Below are 17447 nucleotides of genomic sequence, written 5' to 3' on the forward strand. Positions count from 1 at the left end.
GACAAGGCGAGTCGGCGCAGGCCGTAACCACGATCCTGCCGGCGCTCGCAAATTGAGCCGGGTCAGGCGTGAACGGGCAACAACAACCGAGGTCGGTCCTCGATGCGCCGTTCCGCTGGTCTTCAACGAAGGAGCGCCGGTGCCGTCGAACGAACAACGCCAGAGCGGGCAAGACGCCTACCTTTTCCGCGAGGGAACCCATTCCCGGCTGTACGACCTGCTGGGCTGCCACCCCGAAGAGAAGGGCGGCGGCGCAAGGTTCGCGGTCTGGGCGCCGAACGCGGAGACCGTGTCGGTGGTCGGCGACTGGAACTACTGGTCCGGCGACGCCGATCTTTTGCGGCCCGACCCGGACGGCACGGGCATCTGGAGCGGGCACGTCCCGAATGCCGCGATCGGCCAGACCTACAAGTACCGCATCCGCTCGCGCCACGGCGGCTACATGGTCGACAAGGCCGACCCGGTCGCCTTCGCCGCCGAACTGCCGCCCGCCACGGCCTCGCGCATCTGCGAGCTTTCGTACCAGTGGGGCGATGCCGGGTGGATGGCCGACCGCGCCCGGCGCAACGCACTCGATGCGCCGATGTCGGTCTACGAGGTGCACCTGGGCTCCTGGCGCCGCGAAGACGGCCACTTTCTCGGCTACCGCGAGATCGCGCACCGGCTCGCGGCCTATGCGCTCGAGATGGGCTTCACGCACGTCGAGCTGATGCCGGTGACCGAGCATCCGTTCTACGGCTCCTGGGGCTACCAGACCACCGGCTATTTCGCGCCCACCGCGCGCTTCGGCTCGCCACAGGACTTCATGTACCTCGTGGACCACCTGCACCAGCAGGGCATCGGCGTGCTGCTCGACTGGGTGCCTTCGCATTTCCCCACCGACGAGCACGGGCTCGCGTATTTCGACGGCACGCACCTGTACGAGCATGCCGATCCGCGCCAGGGCTTCCACCCGGAGTGGAACTCGAGCATCTTCAACTACGGCCGGCCGGAGGTACGCAGCTTTCTCGTGTCGTCCGGCCTTTTCTGGCTCGATCTGTATCACATCGACGGCCTGCGGGTGGATGCGGTGGCGTCGATGCTCTACCTCGACTACGCGCGCGGCCACGGCGGCTGGGTGCCCAACCGCCACGGCGGGCGCGAGAACCTGGAGGCCATCGATTTCCTGCAGACATTGAACCGCGCCGTCTACCGCGAGCACCCCGACACGCTCACCGTGGCCGAGGAGTCGACCGCCTGGCCGCGCGTTTCGCGCCCCACCGACATGGACGGCCTGGGCTTCGGCGAGAAATGGAACATGGGCTGGATGCACGACACGCTCGCCTACATGAAGGAAGAGCCGGTGCACCGCAAGTACCACCACCACAAGCTGACCTTCTCGCTGGTGTATGCCTTCCACGAGAACTTCGTGCTGCCGTTCTCGCACGACGAGGTGGTGCACGGCAAGGGCTCGCTGCTGGGAAAGATGCCCGGCGACAACTGGCAGCAGTTCGCCAACCTGCGCGCGCTGTACGGCTTCATGTGGGCGCACCCGGGCAAGAAGCTGCTGTTCATGGGCGGCGAATTCGGCCAGCGCCGCGAGTGGACGCACGACGGCGAGCTCGAATGGTGGGTGAGCGGGCTCGAGGGCCACGCGGGCCTGCAGCGCCTCGTGTCGCAGCTCAACCGCGTCTACCGCGCCTCGCCCGCGCTGCACCGGCTCGACTTCTCGTCCGCCGGCTTCGAATGGCTGGCCGCCGACGAGGCCGACCTGAGCATCTTCGCCTTCCTGCGCAAGGCCGGCGACGGCAGCCCGCCGCTGCTCGCGGTGAGCAACATGACCCCGGTGCCGCGCACCAACTACATGCTCGGCGTGCCACTGGGCGGGCGCTGGTGCGAGGTGATCAACACCGACGCCACCGAGTTCGGCGGCTCGGGCTGGGGCAATTTCGGGGGCGTCGAGGCGGCGCCCGTGGGTTCCCACGGACGCAGGCAGTCGGTGTGCCTCACCTTGCCGCCGCTGTCCACGCTGATCCTGGAGCACCGGCCCTCATGAAGAACATTTTCTCGACCAGGCATGCCGCGGCGGGCCGCGCCCCCGAGGCGGATGCGGCACACGGCGACATCCGCGCGGTCATCGACGCGGTGCTTCCCTCCATCGACAACGGCCGCTTCGCCACCAAGTGCGTGGCCGGCGAGCGCGTGACGGTGCGCGCCCATTGCTTCACCGACGGCCACGACGTGCTGCGCGTGCAGCTGTGCTGGCGCGCGCAGGAGCAGGCCGAATTCCGCGAGGTGCCGATGAAGCCGCTGGGCAACGACGTGTGGGAGGCCAGCTTCTCGCCGCCGTCGGCGGGCCGCTATGTCTACACCGCCGCGGCCTGGGTCGATCCCTTCGATTCGTGGCGCCACGAGATGACGCGACGCGTGGACCTGGCCGACGTGCGCGTTGCAGCGCAGGTCGGCGCGCTGGAAATCGCCGCGGCCGCCGCCCGGGCCCATGGAGAGGATCGCACCGCGCTGCAGCGCTGGGCCACGGAGCTCGACGCGACGGCAGCCAACCCCGGCGCGGACATCGCCGCCTTGAAGGCGCTGGCGCTCGACGAGGAATACGCCGTGCTGGCGCGGCGCCACCCCGATCGCCGCCACGCGGTGCGCCACGCGGCGGAACTGCCGCTGGTGGCGGAGCGGGAGCGGGCGCGCTTCAGCACCTGGTACGAGCTCTTTCCGCGCTCGGCCGGCACCGAGCCCGGCGTGCATGGCACTTTCAGGGACGTGGAAGCGCGCCTGCCGGCCATCGCCGAGATGGGCTTCGACGTGCTGTACTTCCCTCCGATCCATCCCATCGGCCGCATCCAGCGCAAGGGGCCCAACAACTCCCTGGAAGCCGGTCCTGGCGACGTGGGCAGCCCATGGGCCATCGGCGCGGAGGAGGGCGGGCACAAGTCGATCCTGCCGGCGCTCGGCACCGAGGAAGACTTCCGGCACCTGCTGGCGCGCGCGGCGGAGCACGGGCTGGAGATCGCACTCGACATCGCCTTCCAGTGCGCGCCCGACCACCCCTACGTCAAGGCGCACCCCGACTGGTTCCGCTGGCGGCCCGACGGCACGGTGCAATACGCCGAGAACCCGCCGAAGAAGTACCAGGACATCTATCCCTTCAACTTCGAGTGCGAGGGCTGGCGCGCGCTGTGGGCCGAGCTCAAGAGCGTGATCGATCACTGGACGGGGCAGGGCGTGCGCATCTTCCGCGTGGACAATCCGCACACCAAGGCTTTCCCGTTCTGGGAATGGGCCATCGGCGAGGTCAAGCGCGAGCACCCCGATGCGATCTTCCTGGCCGAGGCCTTCACGCGGCCGAAGGTGATGCACAGGCTCGCGAAGCTGGGCTTCTCGCAGTCGTACACCTACTTCACCTGGCGCACCACGAAGCAGGAGCTGCAGGAGTACTTCACGGAGCTCTCGACCGAGCCGGGCATCGACTACTTCCGGCCCAACGTGTGGCCCAACACGCCCGACATCCTGCACGAGCAGCTGCAGACCGGCGAGCCGGCCGTGTTCATGTCGCGGCTGGTGCTGGCCGCCACGCTGGCGGCCAACTACGGCATCTACGGGCCGGCCTACGAGCTTCGCGAGCACCTGCCGCGCAGCCCGGGCAGCGAGGAATACCTGGATTCCGAGAAGTACCAGCTGCGCCACTGGAATCACGACGACCCCGCGAGCCTGGCGCCCTTCATCGCGCGGGTGAACCGCATCCGCCGCGAGAACCCGGCGCTGCAGTGGGACCGCACGCTGCGCTTCCTGCATATCGACAACCCGCAGCTGATGGCCTATGCCAAGAGCTCGGCCGACGGCGCCAACGTGGTGGTGACCGTGGTCAACCTCGATCCGCACAACGTGCAGGAAGGCTGGGTGGGCCTGGAGCCAGCCAGCGTGGGCGTGAACCCGCCCTCGCGCGCCTTCCAGATGCACGACCTGCTCAGCGGGCAGCGATTTCTCTGGCAGGGCGACTGGCACTACGTGCGGCTCGATCCGCGCAGCGTGCCCGCCCACATCTTCGTGGTCCGCAGGCGCCATGGCGACGAGCGCGACTTCGACTACTTCCTGTGAGGTCGCCCGCACATGAACGCACCCGTCTCCCACATCGCGCTCGAGACCGTCGAGATCGACAACAGCGACGATCCGCTGTGGTACCGCGACGCGGTGATCTACCAGCTCAACGTCAAGGCCTTCTTCGACTCCAACAACGACGGCATGGGCGACTTCAAGGGCGTCACCGCCAAGCTCGACTACGTGAAGGAGCTGGGCGTCAACACCATCTGGCTGATGCCCTTCTATCCCTCGCCGCTGCGCGACGACGGCTACGACATCTCCGAGTACGAGGACGTGCACCCGCAGTACGGCACGCTGGACGACTTCCGCGAGATGCTGGCCGAGGCCCACAAGCGCGGCCTGCGGGTGATCACGGAGCTGGTCATCAACCACACCTCCAGCGACCACCCGTGGTTCAAGGCCGCGCGGCTCGCGCCGCCGGGCTCGCCCGAGCGCAATTTCTACGTGTGGAGCGACACCGACCAGATCTACCAGGGCACGCGGATCATCTTCACCGACACCGAGACCTCCAACTGGACCTGGGACCCGGTCGCCAAGCAGTACTACTGGCACCGCTTCTTCAGCCACCAGCCCGACCTGAACTTCGACAACCCGGCGGTGATGGAGGCCATCTTCAGGACCATGCGCTTCTGGCTCGACATGGGCGTGGACGGCTTCCGGCTCGACGCCATTCCCTACCTGGTAGAGCGCGACGGCACCAGCAACGAGAACCTGCCCGAGACGCACGCGGTGATCAAGCGGCTGCGCGCGGCCATCGACGCGCAGTACAAGAACCGCTTTCTCCTGGCCGAGGCCAACATGTGGCCCGAGGACGTGCGCGAGTACTTCGGCGACGGCGACGAGTGCCACATGGCCTACCACTTCCCGCTGATGCCGCGCATGTACATGGCCATCGCGCAGGAGGACCGGCACCCGATCGTCGAGATCATGGCGCAGACGCCCGATATTCCCGAGGGCTGCCAGTGGGCCATCTTCCTGCGCAACCACGACGAGCTCACGCTGGAGATGGTCACCAGCAAGGAGCGCGACTACATGTACACCATGTACGCGGCGGACATGCGCGCGCGCATCAACCTGGGCATCCGCCGGCGCCTGGCGCCGCTGATGGAGAACGACCTGGACCGCGTGAAGCTCATGAACGGCATGCTGCTGTCGATGCCGGGCTCGCCCATCATCTACTACGGCGACGAGATCGGCATGGGCGACAACGTGTTCGTGGGCGACCGCAACGGCGTGCGCACGCCGATGCAGTGGAACCCCGACCGCAACGCCGGCTTCTCACGCGCCGACCCGCAGCGCCTGTACCTGCAGCCGATCATGGACCCGCTGTACGGCTACGAGGCGCTCAACGTGGAGACGCAGGCGCGCGACAGCAGCTCGCTGCTGAACTGGACCAAGCGCATGCTCGCCGTGCGCAAGACCAGCCACGCCTTCGGCCGGGGCCGCCGGCGCTTTCTCAAGCCCGGCAACCGCAAGATCCTCGCGTACCTGAGCGAGTACGACAGCGACGTGATCCTGACCGTGTTCAACCTCTCGCGCGCGGCGCAGCCGGTGGAGCTGGACCTGTCGGAGTTCAAGGGCTTCGTGCCTATCGAGATGCTGGGGCGCTCGCCTTTTCCGCCCATCGGCGAGCTGCCGTACCTGCTTACGCTGGCCTCGTACGGCTTCTACTGGTTCAAGCTGACGGCCGAGGCCGATGCGCCCAGCTGGCACCAGGAGGGCGTGGCGCTGCAGGAATGGCCCACCCTGGTGCTCTTCGACGGCTGGACCAGCTTCTTCCGCGACCGCGTGATGCCGTGGCGCATCGGCATGTCGGAGCGCATGCGCAACCAGTTCGAACTGGAGACGCTGCCGCGCCACATCGAGATCCAGCGCTGGTATGCCTCCAAGGGCACGACCATCCAGCGCGCGCGGCTGGCCGACCACGCCGTGTGGGAAGCGAACGGCCTGAGCTGGATGCTGCCGCTGCTCGAACTCGACGGCCCGCCCGGTGGCGCCACCTATTTCATGCCGCTCGCGCTGGCGTGGGAAGAACGCGACGAGGAGCGCATGGCCGGCGTGGCGCAGGCTGCGCTCGCCAAGGTGCGCCAGCAGGCGCAGGTCGGGCTCATGGGCGATGCCTTCTACGACGAGGCCTTCTGCCGCGAACTGGTGCGAGCCATCCGCAGCGCAGCCGAGCTGCCGACCGCGAACGGCCGGCTGGTCTTCAAGCCCACGGCCGCCTTCGCCGAGACCATGGCGGACATCGACGCGCTGCCCTTCGGCCGGCCCAGCGGGGTGAGCAGCAACACGGTGGTGACGCTGGGCGAGACGCTCTTCCTCAAGGGATACCGCCACGTGCGCGAGGGCATCAACCCCGAGCTGGAGATGGGCCGCTTCCTCACCGAGGTGGCGCACTACCCCAACTGCGTGCCGGTGCTGGGCGCACTCGAATACATGGCCGCCGACGGTCGCACGATGACGCTCGCGATGGTGCAGCGCTACGTGGCGAACCAGGGCGACGGCTGGGACTACACGCTCGGCTACCTGGAGCGCTTCCTGCGCGACGTGGCCACGTCGGACGGCGACGCGCCGGAGGTGGCGGCGGTGCACGGCGGCTTCCTCGCGCTGATGGCCACCCTGGGCCGGCGCACCGCCGAGCTGCACGAGGCGCTGGCCGCCCGCACCGGCGCGGCGGCCTTCGACCCCGAGCCGCTCACGGCCGCCGATGCCACCGGCTTCAAGACACGGGCCACGGCCGACGCGGCTGCCACGCTGGAGCTGCTGCGCGAGCGCTTCGAGCTGCTGCCACCGGCCGCGCAGGCCGATGCGCGCACGCTGCTGGACGCCGGCGCGGCGCTGCGCGCCAGCATCGAGGCGAAGCGCCCCGCGGAAGGCGGCGGCATCAGCAGCCGCTACCACGGCGACTACCACCTCGGCCAGGTGCTGGTGAAGGACAACGACTTCGTCATCATCGACTTCGAGGGCGAGCCCGCGCGCAGCTTCGACGAGCGCCGAATGAAGGGTTCGCCGCTGCGCGACGTGGCGGGCATGCTGCGTTCCTTCAACTATGCGCGCTGGTCGGCGCTGCGCCGCGTGGCCCAGAGCCCGCAGGAGGCCGAGCGCCTCGCCGGCCCGGCCATCGCCTGGGAGCAGGCCACGCGCGACGCCTTCCTTGCCGGCTACGGCCTCGCGCTCGATGGCGAGCTTCTTGCTCTCTTCGAGCTGGAGAAGGCGCTCTACGAGCTGCGCTACGAACTCGGCAACCGCCTCGACTGGGTACAGGTACCGCTGCACGGCGTGCTCGCGCTGGTGCGGCCGGGGCGCGGCTGAACCCGGGCCAACCTGGCGAAATCAAGGGAACTCCACCATGGAAAACTTCGGCATTCACCTGGAGCCGCTGCGCGCCATCCTTTACCAGGTCGGCGCCTTCATTCCCCGGCTGCTGGTCGCGCTGGTGGTCGTGCTCGTCGGCTGGCTCGTGGCCAAGGCGGTGCGCTTCGCAGTGACGAAGGCACTGCGCGCCATCAACTTCAACGTGCTGACCGAGCGCGCCGGCCTCGACAACTTCCTGCGCCAGGGCGGCCTGGCGGGCGACACCAGCAGCCTGTTCGGCGTGCTCGCGTACTGGCTGGTGATCCTCGCCTCGCTGCTCATCGCCTTCAACGGCATGGGGCTGAGCTACATCGCGGACCTGCTGGGGCGCATCGTCTGGTTCGTGCCGAACGTGTTCGTGGCGCTGCTGGTGCTGGCCTTCGGCTCGTACTTCGCGCGCTTCGTGGGCGACGCGGTGGCCAGCTATTTCCGGGGCGTGAAGATGCAGGACGCCGCGCTCTTCGCCAAGGCCGCGCAGTACGCGGTGATGGCTTTCGTGATCCTGATCGCGCTCGACCAGGTGAAGGTGGGCGGCGACATCGTGCGCGAGAGCTTCCTGGTGATCCTCGCGGGCGCGGTCTTCGCGCTGGCCCTGGCCTTCGGGCTCGCGGGCAAGGACTGGGCGAAATCCTGCATCGAGCGCTGGTGGCCGAGGGAGGCCAGGGACGGCAGGGTGCCGCCTGCCATGCCCGCGCCACCGCCGCCTCCGCCACCCCCGACCGTCGTCGGCGGCACGGGTCTGTACCCGCGCCACGACAACGACCGCCCGCCGCGCTGAACGCGGCACAGCCCTTCAACCTACTGCCATCGGATGACATCCAGGAACGCCGCTACCCCCTCCATCACCGCCGTCTGGCCCGGGCGGCCTTACCCGCGCGGCGCCACCTGGGACGGGGAGGGCGTCAACTTCGCTCTCTTCTCGCAGCACGCCGAGAAGGTCGAGCTGTGCCTTTTCGACGATCGCGGCCGCCAGGAGCTGCAGCGCATTCCGCTGCGCGACCGCACCGACGGCGTGTGGCACTGCTACCTGCCCGAGGCGCGCCCCGGCCAGGCCTACGGCTACCGGGTGCACGGCCCCTACAAGCCGGAGGAGGGCCACCGCTTCAACGCCCACAAGCTGGTGCTCGACCCCTATGCGAAGGACCTGGTGGGCGAACTGCGCTGGGGCGACGCGCTCTACGGCTACACGGTAGGCAGCAAGCGCGAAGACCTGTCGTTCGACCGCCGCGACAGCGCGCCGCTCATGCCCAAGGGCCGCGTGCTCGAAACGGCCTTCACCTGGGGTGACGACCGCCGCCCCATGATCCCGTGGCAGGACATGGTGATCTGCGAGATGCACGTGCGCGGCTTCACCATGACCCACCCCGACGTGCCGCCCGCGCTGCGCGGCACCTACGCGGCACTGGGCTGCGCGCCGGTGGTCGACTACCTCAAGCGGCTGGGCGTAACCACCGTCGAGCTGCTGCCGGTGCACGGCTTCCTCAACGACCGCCACCTGTCCGAGCGCGGCCTGCGCAACTACTGGGGCTACAACACGCTGGCCTTCTTCGCGCCCGAGATGCGCTACAGCGCCTCGGGCAAGGTGAAGGAGTTCAAGACCATGGTGAAGACGCTGCACTCGGCGGGCATCGAGGTGATCCTCGACGTGGTCTACAACCACACCTGCGAAGGCAACCAGCTCGGGCCCACGCTCTCGATGCGCGGCGTGGACAACGCCTCCTACTACATCGTCAACGGCGACAACCGCCGTTACTACGACGACTTCACCGGCTGCGGCAACACCGTCAACCTGGAGCATCCGCACGCGCTGCAGCTGGTGATGGATTCGCTGCGCTACTGGGCGGAGGAAATGCACGTCGACGGCTTCCGCTTCGACCTGGCCTCGGCGCTGGCGCGCGAGTCGGGCAAGGTGGAGAACCTCGGGGGCTTCTTCGATGCCATCGGGCAAGACCCGACGCTCAACCGCGTGAAGCTCATCGCCGAGCCTTGGGACCTGGGCCACGGCGGCTACCAGGTGGGCAACTTCCCGCCCGGCTGGGCTGAATGGAACGATCGCTACCGCGACGGCCTGCGCGGCTTCTGGAAAGGCGACGGCGGCCTGCTCGGCGAGCTGGCCCGGCGCATCACCGGCTCGGAAGATCTCTATGGCTGGTCGGGCAAGCAGCCCACCGCCAGCATCAACTTCGTGACTGCGCACGACGGCTTCACGCTGCACGACCTGGTCTCGTACAACGACAAGCACAACGAGGCCAACGGCGAGGACAACCGCGACGGCAGCAGCAACAACGTCTCGTGGAACTGCGGCGCCGAGGGGCCGACCGACGATGCGGAAGTGCTGGCCCTGCGCGAGCGCCAGAAGCGCAACCTGCTGGCCACGCTGCTGCTGTCGCAGGGTGTGCCGATGCTGCTGGCGGGCGACGAACGCGGCCACACGCAGCAGGGCAACAACAACGTCTATTGCCAGGACAACGAACTCGGCTGGCTCGACTGGACGCCCACGCCCGAGCGGCTCGCGCTCGTGACCTTCGTCGAACGGATGGTCGCGCTGCGCCGCGCGCACCCCTCGTTCCGGCGCCGCACCTTCTTCGCGGGCCGGCCGGCGGAGGTGGAGACAGTGACAGACGTGCACTGGCTCAGGCCCGACGGAGCCGAGATGCGCCCCGAGGACTGGAACGACGCCAACGCGCGCTGCATCGCGATGTACATCCCCGGCGGCGGCATCGTCGACCGGGGCCCGCGCGGCGAGGCGCAGCTCGACGACGACTTCATCGTGCTGTTCAACGCCCACCACGACGAGATCGCCTTCACGCTGCCGGCGGCGCCGCACGGCGCATGGCGGTTGCTGGTCGACACCGCGAACACCGCGCCGCCGCTGACCACCGAGGACGCGGCCGCGCACGCACCGGCGTGGAGCGAGCCCGCCTATCCGCTGCAATGCCGCTCGCTCGTGGTGCTGAGCCGGCCGGACGTGCGGCCATGACCACGAAACAGCACCGCACCAGGGCAAAGAGAATCCGATGAGCACCCACGCACACACCATGCCCTTCGGCGCCACCGCGCAGGCGCTGGGCGTGGATTTCGCCCTCTGGGCCCCCTCGGCGCAGGCCGTGGTGCTGGAGCACTGCGCCGCGGCAAGCGGCTGCGCCGCCGTGTCGCTGCCCATGGAACGCGACGCCCACGGCTGGCACCGGCTGACGGTGCCGAAGGCAGGCCAGGGCGACAGCTACGGCTTCCGCCTGCCCGACGGCACCCGCGTGCCCGACCCGGCCTCGCGCTTCAACCCCGAGGACGTACACGGCCCGAGCGTGGTGATCGATCCGCGCCGCTTCGAGTGGACCGACGATGCGTGGCGCGGCCGCCCGTGGGAGGAAGCGGTTGTCTACGAGCTGCACGTGGGCACCTTCACCGACGAAGGCACGTTCCGGGCCGCGCGGCAGCGGCTGGAGGAGCTCGCCGAGCTCGGCATCACCGCCATCGAGCTGATGCCGCTCGCCGACTTTCCGGGGCGCCGCAACTGGGGCTACGACGGCGTGCTGCCATTCGCGCCCGATGCCTCGTACGGCACGCCCGACGATCTCAAGGCACTGATCGACGCGGCGCACTCGATGGGCCTGATGGTGCTGCTCGATGTGGTCTACAACCACTTCGGACCGGAAGGCAACTACCTGCACGCCTGCTGCCCCGAGTTCTTCAACCAGGGGCACCAGACGCCCTGGGGCCCGGCCATCAACTTCGACGGGCCGGCATCGCGCACGGTGCGCGACTTCTTCATCCACAACGCCTGCTACTGGATCGAGGAATTCCGCTTCGACGGCCTGCGCATGGACGCGATCCACGCCATCCACGACGAGACGCGGCCGCACATCGTGCAGGAGATCCGCCAGGCGCTCGACGACGGGCCGGCCCGGGGCCGCCACGTGCACCTGGTGCTGGAGAACGACGCCAACCAGGCCTCGATGCTGATGCGCGACGGCCGGGGCATTCCGGTGGCGGGCACCGCGCAGTGGAACGACGACCTCCACCATGCCGCGCACGTGCTGGCCACCGGCGAACGCGACGGCTACTACGCCGACTATGCAGGCGACCCGGCCTCCAGCTTCGCCTGCGCGCTGGCGGAAGGCTTCGTCTACCAGGGGCAGCCCTCGGCCTTCCGGCACGGCGAGCGCCGGGGCGAACCGAGCACGCGGCTGCCGCCGCAGGCCTTCGTCTCGTTCCTGCAGACGCACGACCAGGTGGGCAACCGCGCCTTCGGCGAACGCATCCACGCGCTCGGCGACCCGGTGCTGGTGCGCGCCGCGATGGCCTGCCTGCTGCTGTCGCCGCATGTGCCGATGTTCTTCATGGGCGACGAATTCGCGGCTTCGACGCCGTTCCTGTACTTCTGCGACTTCGGCCCGGAGCTTGCGAGCGCCGTTGCCGAGGGGCGGCGCTCCGAGTTCGGCGGCTTCGCGGCATTCGCCGACGAGGCGGCGCGAGCGCGCATTCCCGATCCGAACGCCGAATCCACTTTTCTCGCCTCGAAGCTGCGCTGGCGGGAGCGCGGCACGCGCGCGCACTTCGAGCGGCTGTGCGAGGTGCGGCAACTGCTGGAGATTCGGCATCGGCTGATCGTGCCCCGGCTTGCGGGAATGAGCGCCGCAGGCGTCTACCGCTGCGAGAACGGTACGCTGCAGGTGGCGTGGGATCTCGGAGCGCCCGGCACTCGGCTGCACCTGCTGGCGCACTTCGGCGATGGGCCCGTGGCGGGCTTGGCTGCGCCGCCCGGCAAGGCGATCCACAGCGAAGGCGCTGCCGTCCAAGACAGCGCGATGCGCCTGGAGCGCGGCGCCGTGCACGTGACGCTGGAGGATCCGCCGGGTGTCGTATGAAGCAAGCCCGCCGCCGATCGCCGTCACCGATGAACTCGCGCGCCTGTGCGGGCACCACGGCATCGCCACCGGCTATTTCGACGCATTCGGACGGCGCCGAGAAGTTGGCGCGTGCAGCCTGATCGCGCTGCTGGCCGAGTTCGGCGTGCGGCTCGGCGATGTGGCGGAAGCCGGCCCCGCGCTCGAAGCAGCACGGCAGGCGGATCGGGCCGAGTCGCTGCCGCCGGTTGTGGTCGTACAGGTGCCGACGACCGGATGGCCGGTGCGGCTGCGGATTGCGTCTTCGACGAGGCGCGTGCGCTGGCAGATCAGCGACGGGTGCGGAACCGTGCTGGAAGGCGAAGGCGACGTGAGTGCCGAAGAAGCGACGCCTGGCGAGCGCATCCTGCAGATGCCTGTCGCGCTCGAAGCCGGCTACTACCGGCTGCGCGTCGAAGGCCTGCCCGGCGAGACGCTGGTGCTGGCCACGCCGGGCCATTGCTACCGCCCGCCGGCCGTGCAGGACGCAGGCCGCGTGTGGGGCGTGGCCGTGCAGCTCTACGGCCTGCGCTCGCCGCGCAACTGGGGCATCGGCGATTTCGGTGATCTGGAGGATCTGGCCGTGCGGGTGGCGGGGCAGGGCGCCGATCTCATCGGACTCAATCCGCTGCATGCGCTGTTCGCGGGCACGCCGGAACATGCCAGCCCGTACAGCCCGTCGTCGCGGCAGCAGCTCAATGTGCTCTGCATCGACGTCGAGGCGGTCGATGGCTTCCCGGACTGCGCGGCCGCGCGGGAAAAGGTCGGCTCGCCGGATTTCCAGCAGCGCCTGGCCATGCTGCGCGCCGCGCCGCTGGTCGACTACGCCGGCGTGGCCGCGGTGAAGTTCGAAGTGCTGGAGCTGCTGTTCGCGCATTTCTGCGAGCGGCACCTGCCGCCGGAAGGCGAGCCCGATGAAGCGGGCAGGGCCTTCCTTGACTTCGTCGCCCGGCGCGGCGAGGCCTTGCGGCGGCATGCCGTGTTCGAGACCTTGCGCGCTCACTTCCTTTCCACCGACAACGGCTCGGGAGACTGGCATTCATGGCCGGCCGCATGGCGCGACCCGGAATCCGCCGAAGTCGCTGCGTTCGCACGGGTGCATGCGGGGCGGGTGCGCTTTCACCAGTACCTGCAATGGGTGGCCGACCGGCAGCTCTCGCACGTCGCGGCGCGCTGCCGCGTGCTCGGCATGGGCGTGGGCCTCTACACGGACCTGGCGGTATCCGTCGATCGCGCGGGCTCCGATGCCTGGTCCTTCCAGCACGGCTTCGCCGAGAACGCCAGCATCGGCGCGCCACCGGACGAGTTCAACCCGGCCGGCCAGCGCTGGGGGCTGCCGCCGCTGAGGCCCGGCGGCCTGCGCGCCGACGGCTATCGCTTCTTCATCGAGACGCTGCGCGCCAGCATGCGCGGCGCGGGCGCCCTGCGCATCGACCATGCGATGGGACTGATGCGGCTGTTCTGGATTCCACCGGGGTGCGGCGCGGCCGAGGGCGCGTATGTCTACTACCCGCTGGAGGAGATGCTCGCCATCGTTGCGATCGAAAGCCACCGGCAGCGCTGCATGGTGGTGGGCGAGGATCTCGGCACCGTCGAGGACGCGGTGCGCGAAGGACTCGCGCGCGCGGACGTGCTCTCGTACCGGCTGCTCTATTTCGAACAGCGGCAAGGCGGCGGCTTCAAGGCCCCTGCCGATTACCCGCCGGCCGCGCTGGTCGCGATCAGCACGCACGACCTGGCAACCTTCGCGGGCTGGTGGACGGCCGCCGATCTGCGCGAGCGGCTGGCGCTGAGCCTGTTTCCCGATCCGGCGATCTTCGACAAGCAGCTGGCGGACCGCATGCGCGAGCGCGTCGAGCTGATGCAGTCGCTGCAGCATGCGGGCCTGCTGTCGCGCGAGGAAATGGCGGAGGCGGCCGGCCTTGCGATGCCTTCGCAGCGCCTGGTGGAGGCGGCGCATGCCTTCCTGGCCCGCACGCCGTCGGCGCTGATGATGGTGCAGCTGGAAGACGTGGCCGGCACTGTCGAGCAGGCCAACATGCCGGGCACTGTCGACGAACACCCCAACTGGCGCCGCAAGCTGGCGCAGCCGGTCGCGGCGCTGGCGCAGAGCGATCGGATGCACGGCCTGGCGCGCCTGCTGCGCGAGGAACGGCCACGACAGCCTCGGAATGAAGCGCCAGCCGGCCTGCGGGCGCGCATTCCACGCGCCACCTACAGATTGCAGTTCCACAAGGACTTCGGCTTCGACGACGCGATCCGCGTGCTGCCGTACCTCGCGAAGCTGGGCGTGAGCCATGTCTATTGCTCGCCGATACAGCGCGCCCGCCCGGGCAGCACGCACGGCTACGACGTGGTCGCGCATGCGGAGATCAACCCCGAACTGGGCGGCGCCGAAGGCTTCGCGCGCTTCGTCGACGCGCTGAAGGCCAACGGCCTCGGGCAGCTTCTGGACATGGTGCCCAACCACATGGGCGTGTTCGGCGCCGACAACGCATGGTGGATGGACGTGCTGGAAAACGGCCCGGCCTCGCTTTTCGCCCAGCACTTCGACATCGACTGGCAGCCGCTGAACCCCGAGCTGGCCGGCAAGGTGCTGCTGCCGGTGCTGGGCGGGCACTACGGCGAGACGCTGGACGGCGGCGAGCTGGTCTTGCGCTTCGAGGAAGCGGCGGGCGGCTTCGCCGTCCGCTATTTCGAGCATCGCTTTCCGCTGGCGCCCGAGACTTATCCGGTGGTGCTGGAGGGCGCGCTCGAGCGGCTGGGCGATGCGGATGCGTCGCACCGGCTGGCGAGCCTTTCCACGGCCTTCGGTCGCCTTCCCGGGCGCGGCCTGGCATCGCCGCACGAGCAGGCCGAGCGAGTTCGCGACAAGGAACTCTTCAAGGCGCGCCTCGCGGAGCTGGCGCGCAGCGAGCCCACGGTGGCCCATGCGCTCGCTGCAGCAGTGGCGGGTTTCAATCTGGCCTCGGCGCAAGCCCGCGATGCGCTGCACCGGCTGATCGAGGCGCAGGCGTATCGGCTCGCGCACTGGCGGGTGGCGGCCGACGAGATCAACTACCGGCGCTTCTTCGACATCAACGATCTTGCCGGCGTGCGCATGGAACGCGACGAGGTGTTCGAGGCCACGCAGTCGTTCGCGCTGGATCTGGCGGCTTCCGGCGTGGTGGACGGGCTGCGCATCGACCATCCGGACGGGCTCTACGACCCCGCGGACTACTTCCGCAAGCTCCAGGAAGGCTATGCGCGCCGCGCCGGACTGGCGCTGCCGACGCACGACACGCAGGGCCGGCCCGCGCGGCCGCTCTACGTGGTTGCCGAGAAGATTGCCGCGGCGCACGAGGACGTTCCCCACAGCTGGCATGTGCATGGCACCACCGGCTACCGGTTCGCGAACGTGGCCAACGGCGTGCTGGTCGAGACGGCCGGCAGGGATCGCATGCTGCACGCCTGGCAGCGCTTCACAGGCGTGGCGGAAGACTTCGCCTCGATCTGCCGCGAAGGCCGGCGCGAGGTGATGCGCAATGCGTTGTCGTCGGAGCTCAATGTGCTGTCCGGCGAACTGCTTCGCATCGCCCGGGCGGACCGAGGCACGCGCGACTACACGCTCAATGCGCTGCGCCGGGCCTTGTCTGGCGTGTGCGCCTGCATGACTGTCTATCGCACCTACATCGTCGGCGAGCCGTCCGGGCAGGACAGACGCTTCATCGACGAGGCCGTGGCCGAGGCCGCTCGGCGCAGCGGCGAGGCCGATCTGTCGGTGTTCGAGTTCGTGCGTGGAGCACTGAGTGGGGCGCTGCGTGGCGAGCCATCCACTGCAGCCCACCCCGCGCTCGCCGAACGGGTGCGCCGCTTCGCGATGCGTTTCCAGCAGTTCAGTGCGCCGGTGGCGGCCAAGGGCGTGGAAGACACGGCGTTCTATCGCTACTTTCCGCTGAGCTCGCTCAACGAGGTGGGCGGCGAGCCGGATCTTTTCGGTATCGAGGTCGGGCAGTTCCACGCGCTTTCCGCCGATCGCGCACTTCGCTGGCCGCACACCATGCTCGCGACATCGACGCACGACAACAAGCGCGCGGAGGACGTCCGCAACCGGATCGACGTGCTCTCGGAAATCCCCGACGAGTGGATGCGCGCGCTGGCACGCTGGCACGGCAAGTGCCGCGGCACGCGCGCGAATCTGCCGGGCGGCGAGTCGCCGTCGCGTGCCGATGAATACCTGCTCTACCAGACGCTGCTGGGCACGCTGCCACCGGGCGGGCTCGGCGCGGATGCGCTGCCGGACTACACCCAGCGCATCTGCCAGTACATGCGAAAGGCCGCGCGCGAAGCCAAGCTGCGCACGCGCTGGACGCAGCCCGACGAGGACTACGAATCGGCGCTGGAACATTTCGTGCACGAGATATTGGCGCCGGCCGGCAACGGGGAGGAGGGCGAGTGCCTGCGGGACATCCGGCAGCTGTCGGACCGGCTGGCGACGATCGGTGCGTGGAACAGTCTCACGCTGATGCTGCTGAAGTACGCATCGCCGGGCGTGCCCGATCTCTATCAGGGCAGCGAGCTGATTGCGCTGAGCCTCGTGGATCCGGACAACCGGCGGCCGGTGGACTATGCGCTGCGCCAGCGGCTGCTCGACGAACTGGACGGAATGGCCGGCGAGGACGGCCTTGCCCGCCGGGTCCGCGCGATGGCCGCGTCGCCGCACGATGGACGGGCGAAGCTCTGGTTCATCTGGCGGCTTCTGACCCTGCGACGGGCGCAGCCGCTGCTGTTTGGGGAAGGCAGCTACGAGCCGCTGACTGTCGAGGGGCCACTGGCGCGGCATGTAGTCGCATTCGCGCGGCGGCATGGCGAGCAGGCGGTGCTGGTCCTGGCTGGCCGGCTGTTCGCGTCATTTTCAGGCGATGCCGCAAGACCGACGCTGCCGGAATCGGCGAAATGGAACGGCACGACGATCCGCCTGCCGGACGGCCTCGACGCGGGGCCCATGCGAAACCTGCTGACAGGAGAGGTCGTTTCCGCCACGGACCGGCTGCAACTGACCGAGACATTCAGCGCAATGCCCTGGGCGGCACTGGTTCCCGAGGGCGCATTCCGTTGACTCGGGACCTCCAGGAA

At 69.1% G+C, this 17447-nt stretch carries 7 protein-coding genes; all 7 read left to right on the plus strand.

Features of this window, described 5'->3' with window-relative positions:
• Positions 1-139: 139 nt before the first annotated feature.
• Genes glgB through ABL844_RS16210 form a run of 7 tightly spaced genes read left to right on the plus strand, consistent with a single transcriptional unit; the run spans position 140 to position 17430 of the window.
• On the plus strand, positions 140-2035 hold the full coding sequence (gene glgB / locus ABL844_RS16180; RefSeq protein WP_418128166.1) for a 1,4-alpha-glucan branching protein GlgB: 1896 nt from the start codon (positions 140-142) through the stop codon (positions 2033-2035).
• Positions 2032-4089 carry an alpha-1,4-glucan--maltose-1-phosphate maltosyltransferase gene (locus ABL844_RS16185; protein WP_418128167.1) on the plus strand — a complete coding sequence of 686 codons (2058 nt, stop codon included), beginning with the start codon at positions 2032-2034 and terminating at the stop codon, positions 4087-4089. The genes glgB and ABL844_RS16185 overlap by 4 nt, the downstream gene beginning before the upstream one ends.
• 12 nt (positions 4090-4101) lie before the next feature.
• Complete coding sequence (gene treS / locus ABL844_RS16190; RefSeq protein ID WP_184637929.1) at positions 4102-7404, plus strand: maltose alpha-D-glucosyltransferase; 3303 nt, start codon at positions 4102-4104, stop codon at positions 7402-7404.
• Positions 7405-7441: 37 nt separating this feature from the next.
• Complete coding sequence (locus ABL844_RS16195) at positions 7442-8224, plus strand: mechanosensitive ion channel family protein (RefSeq protein ID WP_418120424.1); 783 nt, start codon at positions 7442-7444, stop codon at positions 8222-8224.
• A gap of 33 nt (positions 8225-8257) precedes the next feature.
• On the plus strand, positions 8258-10426 hold the full coding sequence (gene glgX, locus ABL844_RS16200; protein ID WP_126019781.1) for a glycogen debranching protein GlgX: 2169 nt from the start codon (positions 8258-8260) through the stop codon (positions 10424-10426).
• Between the two features lie 37 nt (positions 10427-10463).
• Positions 10464-12314 (plus strand): malto-oligosyltrehalose trehalohydrolase, encoded by a 1851-nt coding sequence (gene treZ / locus ABL844_RS16205; protein ID WP_418128168.1) that lies wholly within the window; start codon positions 10464-10466, stop codon positions 12312-12314.
• Complete coding sequence (locus ABL844_RS16210; protein ID WP_418128169.1) at positions 12304-17430, plus strand: malto-oligosyltrehalose synthase; 5127 nt, start codon at positions 12304-12306, stop codon at positions 17428-17430. Before treZ ends, ABL844_RS16210 begins: the two co-directional genes overlap by 11 nt.
• The last annotated feature ends 17 nt before the right edge of the window (positions 17431-17447 follow it).

Origin of the sequence: Variovorax sp. 278MFTsu5.1, from assembly GCF_048305045.1 — a bacterium.
GTDB classification, from domain to species: domain Bacteria; phylum Pseudomonadota; class Gammaproteobacteria; order Burkholderiales; family Burkholderiaceae_C; genus Variovorax; species Variovorax guangxiensis.

What these genes read in the sequence shown, in the direction of transcription:
- treZ (WP_418128168.1), top strand. Translation starts at nt 10,464, where the DNA reads ATGAGCACCCACGCACACACCATGCCCTTCGGCGCCACCGCGCAGGCG.
- treS (WP_184637929.1), top strand. Translation starts at nt 4,102, where the DNA reads ATGAACGCACCCGTCTCCCACATCGCGCTCGAGACCGTCGAGATCGAC.
- ABL844_RS16195 (WP_418120424.1), top strand. Translation starts at nt 7,442, where the DNA reads ATGGAAAACTTCGGCATTCACCTGGAGCCGCTGCGCGCCATCCTTTAC.
- ABL844_RS16185 (WP_418128167.1), top strand. Translation starts at nt 2,032, where the DNA reads ATGAAGAACATTTTCTCGACCAGGCATGCCGCGGCGGGCCGCGCCCCC.
- glgX (WP_126019781.1), top strand. Translation starts at nt 8,258, where the DNA reads ATGACATCCAGGAACGCCGCTACCCCCTCCATCACCGCCGTCTGGCCC.